18 protein-coding genes and 1 tRNA gene are annotated in these 15,183 nt (G+C 55.5%); 3 read left to right on the forward strand and 16 right to left on the reverse strand.

Features of this window, described 5'->3' with window-relative positions; translation table 11 throughout:
• Position 1 precedes the first annotated feature (1 nt).
• Both secA and QZW03_RS06760 read right to left on the reverse strand, forming a co-directional pair.
• On the reverse strand, positions 2 to 2,755 hold the full coding sequence (gene secA, locus QZW03_RS06755; protein ID WP_296509213.1) for a preprotein translocase subunit SecA: 2,754 nt from the start codon (positions 2,753 to 2,755) through the stop codon (positions 2 to 4).
• Between the two features lie 142 nt (positions 2,756 to 2,897).
• Positions 2,898 to 3,854 (reverse strand): M23 family metallopeptidase, encoded by a 957-nt coding sequence (locus tag QZW03_RS06760; RefSeq protein ID WP_296509214.1) that lies wholly within the window; start codon positions 3,852 to 3,854, stop codon positions 2,898 to 2,900.
• Between the two features lie 30 nt (positions 3,855 to 3,884).
• Here QZW03_RS06760 and QZW03_RS06765 point away from each other — a divergent pair, with 30 nt between their 5' ends.
• Entirely contained in the window at positions 3,885 to 4,205 is a 321-nt protein-coding gene (locus tag QZW03_RS06765) for a DciA family protein (protein WP_296509215.1), read from the forward strand.
• A gap of 12 nt (positions 4,206 to 4,217) precedes the next feature.
• On the opposite strand, the gene QZW03_RS06770 is transcribed toward QZW03_RS06765, so the two are convergent.
• The 6 genes from QZW03_RS06770 to petA all read right to left on the reverse strand — a co-directional run bounded on the left by QZW03_RS06770 (position 4,218) and on the right by petA (position 8,348).
• Positions 4,218 to 4,293, reverse strand: a tRNA-Thr gene (locus tag QZW03_RS06770).
• 48 nt (positions 4,294 to 4,341) lie between these two features.
• Complete coding sequence (locus tag QZW03_RS06775; protein ID WP_296509216.1) at positions 4,342 to 4,806, reverse strand: ClpXP protease specificity-enhancing factor; 465 nt, start codon at positions 4,804 to 4,806, stop codon at positions 4,342 to 4,344.
• A gap of 13 nt (positions 4,807 to 4,819) precedes the next feature.
• Positions 4,820 to 5,431 carry a glutathione S-transferase N-terminal domain-containing protein gene (locus QZW03_RS06780; RefSeq protein ID WP_296509217.1) on the reverse strand — a complete coding sequence of 204 codons (612 nt, stop codon included), beginning with the start codon at positions 5,429 to 5,431 and terminating at the stop codon, positions 4,820 to 4,822.
• Positions 5,432 to 5,533: 102 nt separating this feature from the next.
• On the reverse strand, positions 5,534 to 6,289 hold the full coding sequence (locus QZW03_RS06785; RefSeq protein WP_296509218.1) for a cytochrome c1: 756 nt from the start codon (positions 6,287 to 6,289) through the stop codon (positions 5,534 to 5,536).
• 18 nt (positions 6,290 to 6,307) lie between these two features.
• Positions 6,308 to 7,723, reverse strand: a complete 1,416-nt coding sequence (locus QZW03_RS06790) for a cytochrome bc complex cytochrome b subunit (RefSeq protein WP_296509219.1) — start codon at positions 7,721 to 7,723, stop codon at positions 6,308 to 6,310.
• A 10-nt stretch (positions 7,724 to 7,733) separates the two neighbouring features.
• A complete protein-coding gene (gene petA, locus QZW03_RS06795) occupies positions 7,734 to 8,348 on the reverse strand; it encodes a ubiquinol-cytochrome c reductase iron-sulfur subunit (protein WP_296509220.1) in 615 nt (204 codons plus the stop codon).
• Between the two features lie 154 nt (positions 8,349 to 8,502).
• Here petA and mscL point away from each other — a divergent pair, with 154 nt between their 5' ends.
• On the forward strand, positions 8,503 to 8,937 hold the full coding sequence (gene mscL / locus QZW03_RS06800; protein ID WP_296509221.1) for a large conductance mechanosensitive channel protein MscL: 435 nt from the start codon (positions 8,503 to 8,505) through the stop codon (positions 8,935 to 8,937).
• A 66-nt stretch (positions 8,938 to 9,003) separates the two neighbouring features.
• Here mscL and pdxA read toward each other — a convergent pair whose 3' ends face one another.
• Together pdxA and QZW03_RS06810 are read right to left on the reverse strand one after the other, a co-directional pair.
• Positions 9,004 to 10,050 carry a 4-hydroxythreonine-4-phosphate dehydrogenase PdxA gene (gene pdxA, locus QZW03_RS06805; protein ID WP_296509222.1) on the reverse strand — a complete coding sequence of 349 codons (1,047 nt, stop codon included), beginning with the start codon at positions 10,048 to 10,050 and terminating at the stop codon, positions 9,004 to 9,006.
• Complete coding sequence (locus QZW03_RS06810) at positions 10,047 to 10,799, reverse strand: Nif3-like dinuclear metal center hexameric protein (protein ID WP_296509223.1); 753 nt, start codon at positions 10,797 to 10,799, stop codon at positions 10,047 to 10,049. Before QZW03_RS06810 ends, pdxA begins: the two co-directional genes overlap by 4 nt.
• Before the next feature lie 471 nt (positions 10,800 to 11,270).
• Here QZW03_RS06810 and QZW03_RS06820 point away from each other — a divergent pair, with 471 nt between their 5' ends.
• Complete coding sequence (locus QZW03_RS06820; protein ID WP_296509225.1) at positions 11,271 to 12,413, forward strand: trypsin-like peptidase domain-containing protein; 1,143 nt, start codon at positions 11,271 to 11,273, stop codon at positions 12,411 to 12,413.
• A gap of 52 nt (positions 12,414 to 12,465) precedes the next feature.
• Here QZW03_RS06820 and tatC read toward each other — a convergent pair whose 3' ends face one another.
• Genes tatC through QZW03_RS06850 form a run of 6 tightly spaced genes read right to left on the reverse strand, consistent with a single transcriptional unit; the run spans position 12,466 to position 15,180 of the window.
• Positions 12,466 to 13,251 (reverse strand): twin-arginine translocase subunit TatC, encoded by a 786-nt coding sequence (gene tatC / locus QZW03_RS06825; protein WP_296509226.1) that lies wholly within the window; start codon positions 13,249 to 13,251, stop codon positions 12,466 to 12,468.
• 21 nt (positions 13,252 to 13,272) lie between these two features.
• Complete coding sequence (gene tatB / locus QZW03_RS06830; protein WP_296509227.1) at positions 13,273 to 13,716, reverse strand: Sec-independent protein translocase protein TatB; 444 nt, start codon at positions 13,714 to 13,716, stop codon at positions 13,273 to 13,275.
• An 11-nt stretch (positions 13,717 to 13,727) separates the two neighbouring features.
• Positions 13,728 to 13,964, reverse strand: coding sequence for a Sec-independent protein translocase subunit TatA (tatA, locus tag QZW03_RS06835; RefSeq protein WP_296509228.1), 237 nt, complete (start codon positions 13,962 to 13,964; stop codon positions 13,728 to 13,730).
• A 48-nt stretch (positions 13,965 to 14,012) separates the two neighbouring features.
• On the reverse strand, positions 14,013 to 14,390 hold the full coding sequence (locus QZW03_RS06840) for a histidine triad nucleotide-binding protein (protein ID WP_296509229.1): 378 nt from the start codon (positions 14,388 to 14,390) through the stop codon (positions 14,013 to 14,015).
• On the reverse strand, positions 14,387 to 14,788 hold the full coding sequence (locus tag QZW03_RS06845) for a hypothetical protein (RefSeq protein ID WP_296509230.1): 402 nt from the start codon (positions 14,786 to 14,788) through the stop codon (positions 14,387 to 14,389). The genes QZW03_RS06840 and QZW03_RS06845 overlap by 4 nt, the downstream gene beginning before the upstream one ends.
• A gap of 11 nt (positions 14,789 to 14,799) precedes the next feature.
• Entirely contained in the window at positions 14,800 to 15,180 is a 381-nt protein-coding gene (locus tag QZW03_RS06850; protein WP_296509231.1) for a phosphoribosyl-ATP diphosphatase, read from the reverse strand.
• Positions 15,181 to 15,183: the final 3 nt, after the last annotated feature.

A 15,183-nucleotide genomic window follows, 5' to 3' on the forward strand; every position in this document is an offset into this window, starting at 1 on the left:
TTCAAGAGAGTTTGCCGTGGCACTGTTTGTATTTCTTGCCACTGCCGCACGGGCAAGGCTCATTGCGACCTACGCGAGGAACTTCAGCGGCCTCGGTGACCCCCTTAGCTGCAGCAGGCACGGTCTCAGCCTCACCGGACTCAGTAGGAGCGGTGTAGGTGACGTTGGCAATGCTTTCTCCACGGGTTTCAATCGCTTCAGCAGCTTCTTCAAGCTGCTCGTTGGATTGGATCTTGACGGTCATCAGTACCTTGGTAACGTCGTTTTTAACGGAGTCCAGTAACTGCCCGAACAGCTCAAAGGCCTCGCGTTTGTATTCTTGCTTGGGTTGCTTTTGTGCATAGCCACGCAGATGGATGCCTTGGCGCAAGTAGTCCAGTGCGCTCAGGTGGTCGCGCCAATGGCTGTCAATGCTTTGCAGCAGTACCATCCGCTCGAACTGGGTGAAGTTGTCCTTGCCCACCAAGGTGACCTTGCTCTCGAAAGCCTCATTGGCTCTAGCTGTCACTGTGGATACGATTTCTTCGTCCGTGATGGAACTCGCTTCAGAGACTTGCTTTTGCAAATCAAGTTGCAACTGCCATTCATCCGATAGCATTTTTTGCAGCGCGGGAATGTCCCACTGCTCTTCGACAGACTCCGCCGGCACGAACTGGCGCACCATGTCCTCGAACGCTCCTTCGCGCAAGCCGGTGATTTGCGCAGTGAGGTCTGCAGCATCCAGAATGGCATTGCGTTGCTGGTAGATGACCTTACGCTGGTCGTTGGAGACATCGTCGTACTCCAACAATTGTTTGCGCATGTCAAAGTTGCGGGCCTCCACCTTGCGCTGCGCGCTTTCAATACTGCGGGTGACGATACCGGCCTCGATAGCCTCACCCTCGGGCATCTTCAGCCGGTCCATGATGGATTTGACGCGATCACCCGCAAATATCCGCATCAAGGAGTCGTCCAGGCTCAGGTAAAAGCGGGAAGAGCCCGGGTCGCCCTGGCGACCGGACCGGCCGCGCAACTGGTTGTCAATGCGGCGGGATTCATGCCGTTCGGTGGCAATGATGCGCAAACCACCGAGTGCTTTGATCGCCTCGTGATCTGTTTGCCATTGGCTGCGGATCTCAAGGATGCGGGCTTGTTTCGCATCCGCATCCAAAGCCTCATCCGACTCAACGGCTTCAATGGCTTTGTCCATGTTGCCACCCAACACAATGTCGGTTCCACGACCAGCCATATTGGTGGCAATAGTGATCATTTTTGCCCGACCTGCCTGGGCCACGATATCGGCTTCGCGCGCATGTTGCTTCGCATTCAGCACCTGATGTGGGAGTTTTTCTTTCTCCAACAATTCGGCAATGATTTCAGAGTTTTCGATGGAAGTTGTCCCCACCAAAACCGGCTGACCACGCTCGTAGCACTCGCGAATGTCCTTGATCGCAGCGTCGTACTTTTCTCGAGTTGTTTTGTAAACCCGGTCCAGCTGGTCGTCACGACGACTAATGCGGTTCGGCGGAATAACCATGGTCTCCAGACCATAGATTTCCTGAAACTCATAGGCCTCGGTGTCCGCAGTACCGGTCATGCCGGCCAGCTTGTTGTACAGACGGAAGTAGTTCTGGAAAGTGATAGAAGCTAGTGTCTGATTTTCAGCCTGGATTTGCACACCCTCTTTGGCCTCGACTGCCTGGTGAAGTCCATCGCTCCAACGGCGCCCGGTCATCAAGCGCCCGGTGAATTCGTCGACGATAACAATCTCGCCGCTCTGCACCACATAGTGTTGATCACGGTGGTAAAGATGGTTAGCGCGCAGAGCTGCATACAGGTGATGCATCAAGGTGATGTTGGCGGGGTCGTACAACGAGGATCCTGCCGGAATAAGTCCTAGCTCCGCAAAAATCGTCTCGGCAGCTTCGTGGCCTTGTTCTGTCAAAAAGACCTGGTGGCTTTTCTCATCGAGCGTAAAGTCGCCCGGCTTGGTGATACCTTGGCCCGTGATGGGATCCGCTTCTCCTTCTTGCTTAACCAAGCGAGGAATTGCTTTGTTAATCGCCAGATAGAGCTCGGTGTGGTCCTCAGCCTGACCACTGATGATCAGTGGCGTGCGGGCTTCATCAATCAGGATCGAATCCACCTCATCCACGATTGCGAAGTTGAGACCACGCTGAACCCGGTCGTTGGCTTCGTAGACCATGTTGTCGCGCAAGTAGTCAAAGCCATACTCATTGTTGGTACCGTACGTAATGTCGGATTGGTAGGCTTGCTGTTTTTCTTCACGCGGGGCTTGCGGCAGGTTAATGCCGACGGTCAATCCCAGAAAGTTATACAGGCGGCCCATCCAACGGGCATCGCGACTGGCGAGGTAGTCATTGACGGTCACTACGTGCACGCCTTTGCCACTCAATGCATTCAAGTAGACGGGCAACGTCGCGGTCAGGGTTTTACCTTCGCCTGTACGCATTTCGGAAATCTTGCCGTAGTGCAATGCCATACCGCCCAGCATCTGGACATCGAAATGGCGCATTTTCATGATGCGCTTGGAACCTTCGCGAACTACTGCGAAGGCCTCAGGAAGAATCGCGTCAAGAGACTCACCTTTGGACACGCGGTCTTTGAACTCTTGCGTCTTGGCACGGAGGCCGTCATCCGTCAGTGTCTCGAACTGGGTTTCAAGGGCATTGATTCGGGTGACAACGGCCCGGTACTGCTTCAGCAAGCGGTCGTTGCGGCTGCCAAAAATTTTGGTAAGGATGTTAATGGCCATCAATGCGAGCGCCGTTTGGAGAATCCACCATGGACTCACCACGCAGCACAGTCCTTTTAGAGTCTGAGTGAGATAGTGGCTCTTTGCGGGAAGTCAAGCCCTTGAGAGGGCCCCCGCTCTACGATGAGCTTAGCCCGACATTTTAGCGTTGCGGAACAGGCACTTTTCCGGCAGCCACCTGTGGCGCGGCAAGTCCCTTACCAGCGCTTAAAAACTTCTGTGGATCTTGCGGGATTCCTTGAACCAAGACTTCAAAATGTAGGTGAGAACCTGTTGAGCGACCGGTGCTGCCGACCTCTGCTATTCGTTGACCGCGCTTGATAAGGTCACCTTTCTTGACACTCACCTTAGAGGCGTGGGCGTAGCGTGTGATGAGATCATTTCCATGATCCACTTCTAGCATGTTGCCGTATTGGGGGTGAAATTCCTGGGTAACCACTACGCCACCTGCAGCAGCGTAGATCGGAGTGCCATTAGCCGCAGGGAAGTCCAGACCAGTGTGCAACGCAGAACGGCCGGTGATCGGGTCAATACGCCAGCCAAAACTTGAGCCGAGATTGGCATCCGGCACCGGAATCTGTGTGGGCACCATCATTTTTTTGATTTTTTGCTCAAACAGGCGAGACTCGATGACGGTCATAACGTCTGCATTCTGGGCTGCTGCTGCATCAAGGGCTGCCAAGGTGGCGTCCAGCTCTTCCATCGAGAGATCCCTACCGCCCACCATCAGCCCACCCCTGCCGGGAGGAACCGTGATATCGGCCGGATTAATACCAGCCAGTCCGGACACCCGCTCACCCAAAGACTCCAGCTGCAACATTTTGGCCTGCATCTCCCCCAAGCGCTTCGCCAAGACTTCGATGTTTTCTTTTACGTAGCGGTCGCGCTGGGCAAACTCATCTTTCACCACGATACGCACCAAGGTTCCAATAATCGGCCAGCCCTCTCTCGCACCCTTCATGAAAACCCAGTGATACAAGCCGACCGACACCAACATCAGGAGCACTGAGGCCAGCAGCATGGAGGCAATCAACTTGATGCCGTTGAGATGAAAGGCGCGGGTTTTTGCCATCCACGCATCCGTGATAATCACTTGCATCCAGCGCTTCCTTAAGTTAGAACTCCGTACATGATCAGAAATCACCGCTCGATAACAGCTTTGCAGGCAGCCCATGAGTCGCCTACTCTCTCGCATCTTGCGGCGCTTGCAAAAGAGTCGTCGGCTCGCCTTCAGAGTCTTCAGGGAGTGATCCCTAGCCCCCTGTTGAGGTACATCAAGGCCGGACCGATCGAGGGGTCAACGTGGTGCTTGCTGCTAGAAAACAACGCAGTGGCCGCAAAGCTCCGCCAACTTATGCCGGCGCTGCAAGCGCACCTGAGATCAAAGGGGTGGGAGGTTACCTCAATTCGACTCAAGGTACAAATGTCGTCGCAAGCAAACTACCGCTAGCGAGAAATGAAATGGTGCCGATTATCGGATTCGAACTGATGACCTACCGCTTACAAGGCGGTTGCTCTACCAACTGAGCTAAATCGGCACGGGCTGAATTCTACATCAGCAAATTAGGCGTTCCCGGAAAGAAGTACTATTTAATTCTTGTTAACGCTGGGCGTGTTCCGGTCGCTGGCGTTTTGGGTGGGACGGGATCGGGCTCCGCGTCGGAAACAGAGGCCAAGCCCTTCTGTGGGGACTTAGAGGCCTCTTCCAGATGAGCCGAGTTGCTCTTGGGGGCAATCGAAAAGGCCATACCTTGCCCGTTCTCACGCGCGTAGATGGCCAAAACCTGATCGACAGGCACCAGAATATCGCGAGCAACTCCGCCGAAGCGCCCTTTGAACTCAATGTACTCATTGCCAAGTTTGAGCGCACTGGTGGCATCAAAGCTCACGTTCAGCACGATCTCCCCATCCTTTACAAACTCCATGGGCACCCGCACCGACTCATTCACCTGCACCGCAATAAAAGGCGTAAAGCCGTTATCGGTGCACCACTCGTAAAGTGCACGAATCAGATACGGTCGAGTCGAAGGGGCGTCCAAGGAATCCAGCATGTGTACCGTCCGGTTATTTACGCATTACTTTCTCAGAGGGCGTCAGCGCCTCAATGTAAGCAGGACGGGAGAATATACGCTCGGCATATTTCAACAAAGGAGCCGCGTTCTTGCTCAGGTCAATGCCGTAATAGTCAAGGCGCCAAAGCAATGGCGCAATCGCTACGTCCAACATTGAGAAGCTTTCACCCAGCATGTACTTGTTCTTCAAGAACACGGGGGCGAGCTGTGTCAAACGGTCGCGGATATGAGCACGCGCTTTTTCAAGCGCCTTCTCATTGCCTTTTGAGGCACGGGCTTCCAGCGTGTTGACATGTACGAACAACTCTTTTTCGAAATTCAGCAAGAAGAGACGGACACGAGCCCGATCTACGGGATCGCCGGGCATCAACTGAGGGTGTGGGAAACGCTCATCAATATATTCATTGATGATGTTCGACTCATACAAAATCAGGTCTCGCTCCACCAGGATGGGCACCTGACCATAGGGATTCATGACACTGATGTCTTCCGGCTTGTTGTACAGGTCCACATCGCGGATTTCAAAGTCCATTCCCTTTTCGAACAACACGAAACGGCAACGATGGGAAAAAGGGCAGGTCGTTCCTGAATACAGCACCATCATGGCGAGAGACTCCTAAAAAATGAAAAAGAGTGGGACGCGTCAGCGGACCCACTCTGAACCTGTCGCTGGCCGCCAGTCAAGGCAGCAGGACAGCATAAAGCGTTATTTCACGTCTTTCCAGAATGCTGCGTTCAATCGCCATGCAAATAAGGTCAGTACAGACAAGAACAACAACACCCAAACTCCGACACGCACACGGGTATTTTGAGCCGGCTCGCCCATCCACTGGAGATAGTTCACCAGATCACCCACGGTTTGATCATACTGGGCAGGAGTCATCGTGCCGGGAGTTACCTGTTGCCAACCCTTGAAAACTTGAACTTCATGACCGTGCTCGGTAACCGTGTCATACACAGGTACGCGCTTACCTTGCAATTCCCACAAAGCATGCGGCATGCCGACGCTCGGGAAAACCAGGTTGTTCCAGCCCGTTGCCTTGGTGTCGTCAGGATAGTAAGTACGCAGATAGGTGTAAAGGTAATCTGCACCAGTTCCGCCTGCGCCAGCGCGTGAGCGGGCGATAACAGTGAGGTCAGGCGGATTTGCTCCGAACCAGTCTTTGGCCTGCTTGGGGTCGATTGCCGCTTTCATGGTCTCGCCCACTTTTTCTGTGGTGAACAGCAGGTTGTCTTTGATTTGCTGCTCAGTCAGACCAATGTCCTTCAGCCGATTGAAACGCATAAAGGCCGCGGAGTGGCAATTCAGGCAATAGTTCACGAACACCTTTGCACCATTTTGCAAAGAGGCCAAGTCGTTGGTCTTGGAAGGCGCTTTGTCGAGCGCAATACCACCGCCAGAGGCATGTGCACCGACCACAAAACCCAATGCCGCTACCCAGGAAATGATGATTTTTTTCATGTCAGTTATCCCCGGCGCTCAGTGAGCCACAAAGTTAACACGGCTCGGTACCGGCTTGCTCTCGCCAACGGTGCTCCACCATGGCATCAACAAGAAGAACCCGAAGTAGAACAAGGTACCGACCTGCGACACCCGCTCGCCAATTGGGGATGGAGGTTGCACACCCAGGTAAGCTAAGACGACAAAGTTAATAACGAAAATGCCGTAGAGATATTTGTGCCAATCTGGGCGATACCGGATCGACTTGACCGGGCTGTTGTCAAGCCAAGGCAAGAAGAACAAGATAACTACGGCTCCGCCCATCACTACTACACCCCAGAACTTAGCGTCGATAGACAGCATGGCAGCAGAAACCACCACAGCTGCACCGACCATCGCCCCCTTGAAGAGGGTTGGCAGCTTAGCCTTTGCGACTCCGAATGCGGCAGCACCCAATACGCAGGCAATCAGTGCGTACATCATCTCGCTGGTGATTGCACGCAACATCGAATAGAAAGGTGTGAAGTACCAGACAGGCGCAATGTGCGCTGGTGTTTTCAACGGATCCGCTGGAATAAAGTTGTTGTATTCCAAAAAGTAGCCGCCGAACTCGGGAGCAAAGAAGATGATGGCGGTGAAAACCATCAGAAAGGTACTAACAGCAAAAATGTCATGCACTGTGTAGTAGGGGTGGAAAGGCACACCATCCAAAGGATGCCCTTGAGCATCTCTAGGTGCATCCGGACCTTTGATCTCAACGCCGTCGGGGTTGTTGGAGCCCACGTCATGGAGAGCCAACAAGTGCGCGACAACCAAGCCCAGCAGAACCAGGGGCACCGCGATCACGTGGAAGCTGAAGAAACGGTTCAAAGTGGCGTCGCCCACCACGAAGTCACCACGAATCAACAATGCCAGGTCAGGGCCAACCAATGGCACTGCAGCAAACAGGTTCACGATCACCTGTGCACCCCAGTAGGACATTTGGCCCCATGGAAGCAGGTAACCCATGAATGCTTCGGCCATCAAACACAAGAAGATGGCGCAACCGAAAATCCATACCAATTCACGTGGCTTGCGATAGCTACCGTAGATCAGTCCACGGAACATGTGCAGATAAACGACCACAAAGAATGCAGAGGCGCCGGTCGAGTGCATGTAACGAATCAGCCAGCCCCAAGGCACATCACGCATGATGTACTCCACCGAACCAAACGCCAAGTTGGCATCCGGCTTGTAGTGCATCACCAAAAAGATGCCAGTCACGATTTGGATCACCAGCACCAGCAGGGCGAGTGATCCGAAGATGTACCAGAAATTGAAGTTTTTCGGAGCGTAGTACTCCGACATGTGAACTTTGTAAGCGTCGAACGCGGTAGGGAAGCGGTTCTCAAACCAGTTCGTCACCTTTTCGCCCGCTGAGGCGTTGGGAGAGATGTCCTTGAATGCACGGGCCATGTCTTAATCCTCAGGCTTTCTTGTCTTCACCGATCAGCAGCTTGCTGTCGGACAGGAACATATGGGGCGGGACTTCGAGGTTGTCCGGCGCGGGCTTGTTTTTAAACACCCGACCCGCCATGTCGAAGGTCGAACCGTGGCAAGGGCACAAAAAGCCGCCAGCCCAGTTGTCCGGCAAGGAAGGTTGGGCGCCGGTTTGAAACTTGTCGGAGGGCGAGCAGCCGAGGTGGGAACATATTCCCACGGCAACAAAAAGTTCAGGCTTGATCGAACGACCTTCATTGCGCGCGTATTCGGGCGTCAACTCTGAGGGCTTGCGTTCCGACTTAGGGTCTGCAAGCGTTGAGTCGTTGCCAGCCAATGCTGCAACTTGCTCCGGGGTCCGGCGCACAATCCAGACCGGTTTGCCACGCCACTCCACAGTGATTTTTTCACCGGGCTTCAAATCAGCGATGTCCACCTCAACCGCTGCACCGGCGGCTTTGGCTCGCTCGGATGGCTGAAATGTGCTCACAAACGGAATGGCGGTAGCAACACCACCTACCGCACCAGCACAACCTGAGGCGATAAGCCATGTCCGTTTGCTGGCGTCGATCTTTTTGCTGTCGACAGTTGTTTCACTCATGAGAATCCTCAATGAACATCGCTAGTAGATTAGGAAAGAATTGTAGCTGACGGTTGTAGGGTTATTCAACGCGACCAAAGCCCCATAACCCCAGTCATCGCCTTGGGCATTTGAGGGATACTGTTGTTTTCAACAATTTAAGGAGTCCTGAGTCATGGGTATGTTGCAAGAGTTCAAAGAGTTTGCAGTTAAAGGCAACGTGGTGGATTTGGCTGTAGGTGTGATCATTGGCGGGGCTTTCGGCAAGATCGTCGACTCTGTCGTGGGTGACTTGATCATGCCTTTGGTGGGTGCCGTGGTCGGAAAATTGGACTTTTCCAACTTGTTCTTGGTGCTCGGAAACGTGCCCGAAGGCACCGCAATGACACTGGATGCACTCAAAAAAGCGGGTGTGCCGGTCTTTGCATATGGCAACTTTGTCACAGTTGCTGTGAATTTTGCAATCTTGGCCTTCATCATCTTTTTGATGATCAAGCAGATCAATCGCATGAAGAAAGAAGCGCCGGTAGCGCCGGCAGAACCAGCACCGGTGGTCACACCGGAAGATGTGATTTTGTTGCGCGAAATTCGCGACAGCCTGAAAAAATAAGTCGATCAGCAGGGTTTGCTGCTTCGGGTAGCAAACCCTTTTTGATGCGTAAATGCAGTGCCCTAGTTAGGTCACACGGACAAGACGCTTGGCCATCTCTACCGCCTCCATCAGGCTGCTGCAATCAGCAACACCGCGCCCGGCAATATCGAACGCGGTACCGTGGTCTGGGCTGGTACGAACCAGCGGCAGCCCCAAAGTCACATTTACCCCTTGCTCTACCCCGAGGTACTTGACGGGGATGAGCCCTTGGTCGTGGTACATCGCAACCACCACGTCAAATTCACCGGGATGGTCATCGCTGTCCCTTGCGCGCATGAACACGGTATCCGGTGCAATGGGGCCGTAAACATCAGCACCTTCTGATCGCACCGCGTTAATGGCCGGGGCAATGATCTCAATTTCTTCGCGCCCGAACAAACCGCCCTCACCCGCATGGGGGTTCAGACCTGCCACCGCAATCCGGGGCTCACGGTTCAATGCACTGCGCAGTGCCATCCTAGTTATCCGGATCGTGGAGGCCACATTATCAAAAGTCACGGCGTCCAAGGCCTCCCGCAACGACACATGAATGCTGACCAAAACCGTTCTCAGCGCGTGGTTGGCCAGCATCATCCGCACCGGCATTTCTGCGAGCGTGAAACCACGCGCCTTGGCGGCACGCGCTTGCAGTAGCTCCGTGTGACCCGGAAAAGCGTTGTAGGGTGCGCCGGCAGCACTCATGGCCTCTTTGTGCAAAGGAGCCGTCACCAAGGCTGCAATGTCGCCGCGCAGGGCACTGTCTGCCGCCCAAACGACGCAACGCCCCGCAAACTCACCGGCAGCTGCACTCACCTGGCCATACGCCACCTCCGCCAGTGGCGCGCCGATTTGCAGCACCGGGATGCAACCGGTTGGCACATGGGCCAAATCCCCCAGCGCAGCCAATACCGCCACGGGCAAAGGCAGACCGGCCCCACCCACTAGTTGACTGGCACGTCGCATGGCGCCCACATCGCCGGCTACAAAACAATCCCGCATAAGAACCGGTGCCCGCTGGTAGCAGCGAGCAATGATTTCAGGCCCGATTCCGGCTGCGTCGCCGAGTGTGATGGCTATCGGTGGGTGTGTCATGCGGGGTTCGGGATATCGATAAAACTGTGGGTCAAGCCATGCTGGGCAGCCACCCAAGTCGCAACCGCGGCAGAACCATAACGCTCGCTCGCATGGTGCCCACACGCAATGTAGGAGACACCGCATTCACGAGCGTAATGAGCCTGCGGCTCCGAGATTTCACCCGTGATAAACACCTGCGCACCTGCGGCAATCGCCGCCTCGAAATACCCCTGTGCGCCTCCGGTGCACCAAGCCACCCGGCGTACAGGCCCCGCAAAGCCCTCCACACAAGTCACGTTGCGCCCCAGCACGGACTCCACATGGGCTGCCAACAGCAAATCACTCTGCCACTCGGTTGCTGACACGCCCAAGTGTCCCAGGCCTTGTTCCCCAAAGTTCGAGAGTGTTTCCAGACCCAGCAGCTTTCCAAGCTGTGCGTTGTTACCAAACTCTGGGTGAGCGTCTAATGGCAAGTGGTACGCGAGCAAGTTGATGTCATGGGAGAGCAACAAGCCCAAGCGTTTGCGCATCCAGCCACTGACCTGCCCATCAAAACCTTTCCAGAACAAGCCGTGGTGTACCAAAATCGCATCCGCTTTCTGGTCGATAGCTGCTTGTATCAGGGCCTCACTGGCTGTCACCCCGCTCACCACATGCCCGACGCGGCTCCGCCCCTCGACTTGCAGACCGTTATGACAAAAGTCTTTGAAACGCTCAGGCTGCAGCAGGATGTTGAGCGTCTGAAGGAGTTGCTGGCGGTCAATCATGGTGTTTCGGAATCTTGGTTCTGGAAAGGTATTGTCCCCGAGGGGCGGGCTGTTTCAAGCGTGCTGTCGCACCCCTGCCCCGCTGCGATCCAACGCGGAGCCGATTTCTTCAGCAAGGCCGCGAGGGCCTTGCGCAGTGGCTCCCAAATGCCCGGCCACTGGCGCAACAACACCTCACCAGGGTCTGACATGGCCCCGCAGCGGTATTGACGCGCCGTATATTCCCACCGAAGTGCCACACAAGCGCCCCGTCGACGCCGACTCAGGACCACACCGATAGGGCATGGCTCCACCAGACAACAAACACCGCAGCCGTTGCAGGCAGCACCTGTAGGCGGCTTATTTGGCGCCTCCGGCTCGATCATGATGGTGCGATAGGGGTCAGTCATAGGTCATGCAGCTACTCGCAGCTTAGCAGCCTACAATTTGCCGGTGGCATCCGCTGTTGTGTGCCTTTTGCTGAGTGATTTCATGAAAAGACTTTGGTTGCTGTTCTCTCAAACGTGCACCGTACTTCTGGCGACTTACTTTGTAGTGGCCACTCTCAAACCGCAATGGGTGAACCCTGGCAGTAGCTCCCGCGGTGTCATCTCCATGTTTGAATCTCCGGCGCCTGCAGTCGGGGAAATCCCGCCGGGGAGCCTGCGCAACGCGGCACAGATCGCCTCGTCGGCAGTGGTGAGCATTGCCACCAGCAAAGCCGCCGCACAGCACCCCAACGCCAACGACCCTTGGTTCAAATTCTTCTACGGTGACCAAAGTGAGGACCCTCAAGGTGGTCTCGGGAGTGGTGTGATCGTCAGCCCCCAAGGCTACATACTGACCAACAATCATGTGATTGAAGAGGCCGATGAAATTGAAGTGTTCTTCAACGACGGGCGCAAATCCATTGCCAAGGTGATCGGCACCGACCCCGACAGCGATCTCGCTGTTTTGAAGGTCGAGCTCGACAAATTGCCCGCCATCGTGCTCGGCAATGCTGATGCATTGCGGGTGGGCGACCAAGTCTTGGCCATCGGCAACCCCTTTGGCGTAGGCCAGACGGTTACCAGCGGGATTGTGAGCGCACTGGGCAGAAACCAGTTGGGCATCAACACGTTTGAGAACTTTATCCAAACGGACGCCGCCATCAACCCCGGCAACTCAGGCGGCGCACTGGTGGACACCAACGGCAACTTGCTCGGCATCAACACCGCCATCTACTCCCGCTCCGGCGGCAGTATGGGCATCGGTTTTGCCATACCGGTGACTACGGCCAAGCAAGTGCTCGAAGACATTGTGAAAGACGGCAAAGTCACGCGCGGCTGGATCGGGGTGGAACCCAATGACCTTTCGCCTGAATTGGCGGAGACATTTGATGTCAAGGCCCAAGAAGGAGTCATCATCACCGGCGTCTTGCAAAACGGCCCGGCCTCCCAAGCGGGGATCCGCCCGGGTGATGTCATTTTGAGCATCAACGGCAAACCGGTGAAGGACGTCACGCAGCTTTTAGCGCTGGTGTCTTCCCTGAAGCCCGGTGTTGAATCCGCCTTTACGGTCCAGCGCAAAGATGCGGACGTGAACTTGAAACTCACCCCAGGCGTACGGCCCAAGCCCAAAGCTGTTAAGCGCTGAAAGCAAAACCCCCGCACGGAGGCGGGGGTTGCAGATCTAGGCAGTTGCGCGCTTAGGCGGAACTGGACTCTTCGGCCGGAGCCTGCGTGTGTTTGATGAAAATCTGCGCTGCCCAAATGCCGATCTCGTACAAGATACACATCGGAATTGCTAGCGCCAGTTGCGACACCACATCGGGCGGCGTCACGATAGCAGCCACCACAAACGCCAGCACTATGAAATAGCTACGAAAGGCCTTGAGTTTTTCGACAGAGACGATGCCCATTCGGGCGAGCACCACCACAACGATGGGCACTTCAAACGCCAGGCCGAATGCCAGGAACATGGACAACACAAAGTCCAGATACGCCTCGATATCCGGCGTCGCGGCAATGCTTTTGGGTGCGAAGCTCTGGATGAACTTGAAAACCTGCCCGAAGACGAAAAAGTAGCAAAACGCCACGCCAATGAAGAACAGCACTGTGCTGGACACCACCAGCGGCAAGACCAGTTTCTTCTCATGGCTGTAGAGGCCGGGCGCCACAAATGCCCACATCTGCCACAGCACCACCGGTAGCGCAATCAGGAATGCTGTCATCAGCATGATCTTGAGCGGCACCAGGAATGGCGAAATCACCGAGGTCGCAATCAGCTTGCCGCCCTCCGGCAAAGAGGCAATCAAAGGCTGGGCCAAGAAGTCATACAGCGCGGCCGGGCCCGGGTACAGCGCCAACACCGCCATAGCGATGCCCACTGCAATCGCGGCTTTGACCAAGCGGTCGCGCAACTCCATCAAATGCTGGACGAACGGCTGCTCGGTTCCGGCAAGCTCGTCTTGCGGTTGATTTTCAGTAGACATGGCGAAATTGTTGTGCTCCGTTTAACGGACGCGTGGAGGACGGAAGCGGGCCACCCTTGCGGCGCCCGAGAGAGCACGTGTGCGCACCCCGTTGCGGGCCTTGTACCACTGCGGCATGGCACCCTGCTTCAGGCGCCAATTCTTGTTGGGATGCTTGTAGCTCGGAGGCTCAGACTCCAGCGCCGCATCCGTGGTGGCCGACCAGGTGTTTTCAAAGTCAGACGCAGTGGTTTGGATGGAGTTTTCAACATCACGCGCAGCACCTTCTACGGTTTCACGCATTTTCTTCAACTCGTCCAAGTCCATCGACCGGTTGACCTCAGCTTTGACGTCCGCCACGTATCGCTGCGCCTTGCCCAGCAAGGCACCCACCGTGCGGGCTACCCGAGGCAGCTTCTCCGGCCCGATGACGATCAACGCCACCGCGCCGATCAGCGCCATTTTGGAAATTCCGAGATCAATCACGCAGGACTAGCTCAGTTTTTTTGCTTGGCTTCCACGTCGATCGTGGTTTTTTCAGAAGCGTTGGCCACTTGCTGTGCAGGAGCGGCTTTGTCGTCGGCCGCGGGAGCGGTGCCGTCTTTCATGCCGTCCTTAAAGCCCTTTACGGCTCCACCCAGATCGGAGCCGATGTTCTTGAGCTTTTTGGTGCCGAACACCATCACCACGATCAGCAGAACGATTAACCAGTGCCAGATAGAAAAAGAACCCATGATGTACTCCTAACGATAAATTGAATTCTAGTCGCCCACCCGGAGCAACTAACCTCTCAGCCAAGGGCGCGGACCACCCATGACATGAAAATGCAAGTGATGGACCTCTTGGCCCCCTTCCACCCCGGTGTTGGTCACCAAACGGTAGCCGCCTTCCGGATAGGGGTTGCAGCCCTCCTTCAATGCCAACTGCGGCACCAAGGACATCATGTGCGCCATCAGAGCGCCATGCTCCGCCGTAATGTGGGCCATGCTGGGAATATGGGCTTTGGGAATCAGCAAAAAGTGCACCGGCGCCCACGGGTTGATGTCGTGAAAGGCGTACACCAGCTCGTCCTCAAAGACCACCTTGGACGGAATCTGCTTGGCCACGATCTTGCAAAAAATGCAATTCGGATCGTGGGCGCTGTGGGTGTGCTCGCTCATGCACCAATCTCCTGACCTTTGTTCATAGCCATAAAGCCCGTCACGATACGGTAGAGAAACCACACCGATATGACAGCCCAGGCAATAGCCCCGGGAAAGTAGAACAAGAAGAACAAGGGGAAGGTCAGTGCATAGGCCAGCCCCGCAAAAATAACGGAACGGATGCGCCACCGGAAATGCGATGCATGCCAGGTGCCGACTGCGTCATCGCGCTTGACCAAGTCCAGTATCAAGGCCACGACCAGCAGCGTCATGCCGAACTGCCCACCGGGAATAAATGCCGCCACCGCCACAATGAGGTGCAGCACATAGCTGATCGTCCCCACCGTGTTGAGCCCTTGCAGCTTGAGCAACAGGGTTTGGTCTGGCGTGGCAGGCGTCGTAAAGTCTTGGCTCATGGCTTGGCTCCTTATTTCGACTCGGCTTCGCGGGCCACGGCCTTGCGCAAGGCTTTTTCTTCCAAGCCGCTGGTGCCCAAGCGGCGCTCCAGCTCGGCAATGACGTCGGCAGGGCTCAGCCCGTAGTGGGCCAATGCCACCATGCTGTGGAACCACAGGTCCGCCATTTCGTAGACGATCTTGTTTTTGTCGCCGCCGTAGTCGGCGTCTTTGGCGGCGAGCACCACTTCGGTGGCCTCTTCGCCGATTTTCTTCAAAAAGGCGTCAGGGCCTTTGTGCAGCAGGCGAGCCACATAGCTGGCCTCGGGGTCACCCCCGTTGGCGGCTTTGCGGCTTTCAATGACCGCGGCCAAATGGGCCAGCGCGTCTTGGGAAGTGATTGTGTCCTGCATGGT

This window comes from Rhodoferax sp., from assembly GCF_013297935.1.
Taxonomy (GTDB): domain Bacteria; phylum Pseudomonadota; class Gammaproteobacteria; order Burkholderiales; family Burkholderiaceae_C; genus Allorhodoferax.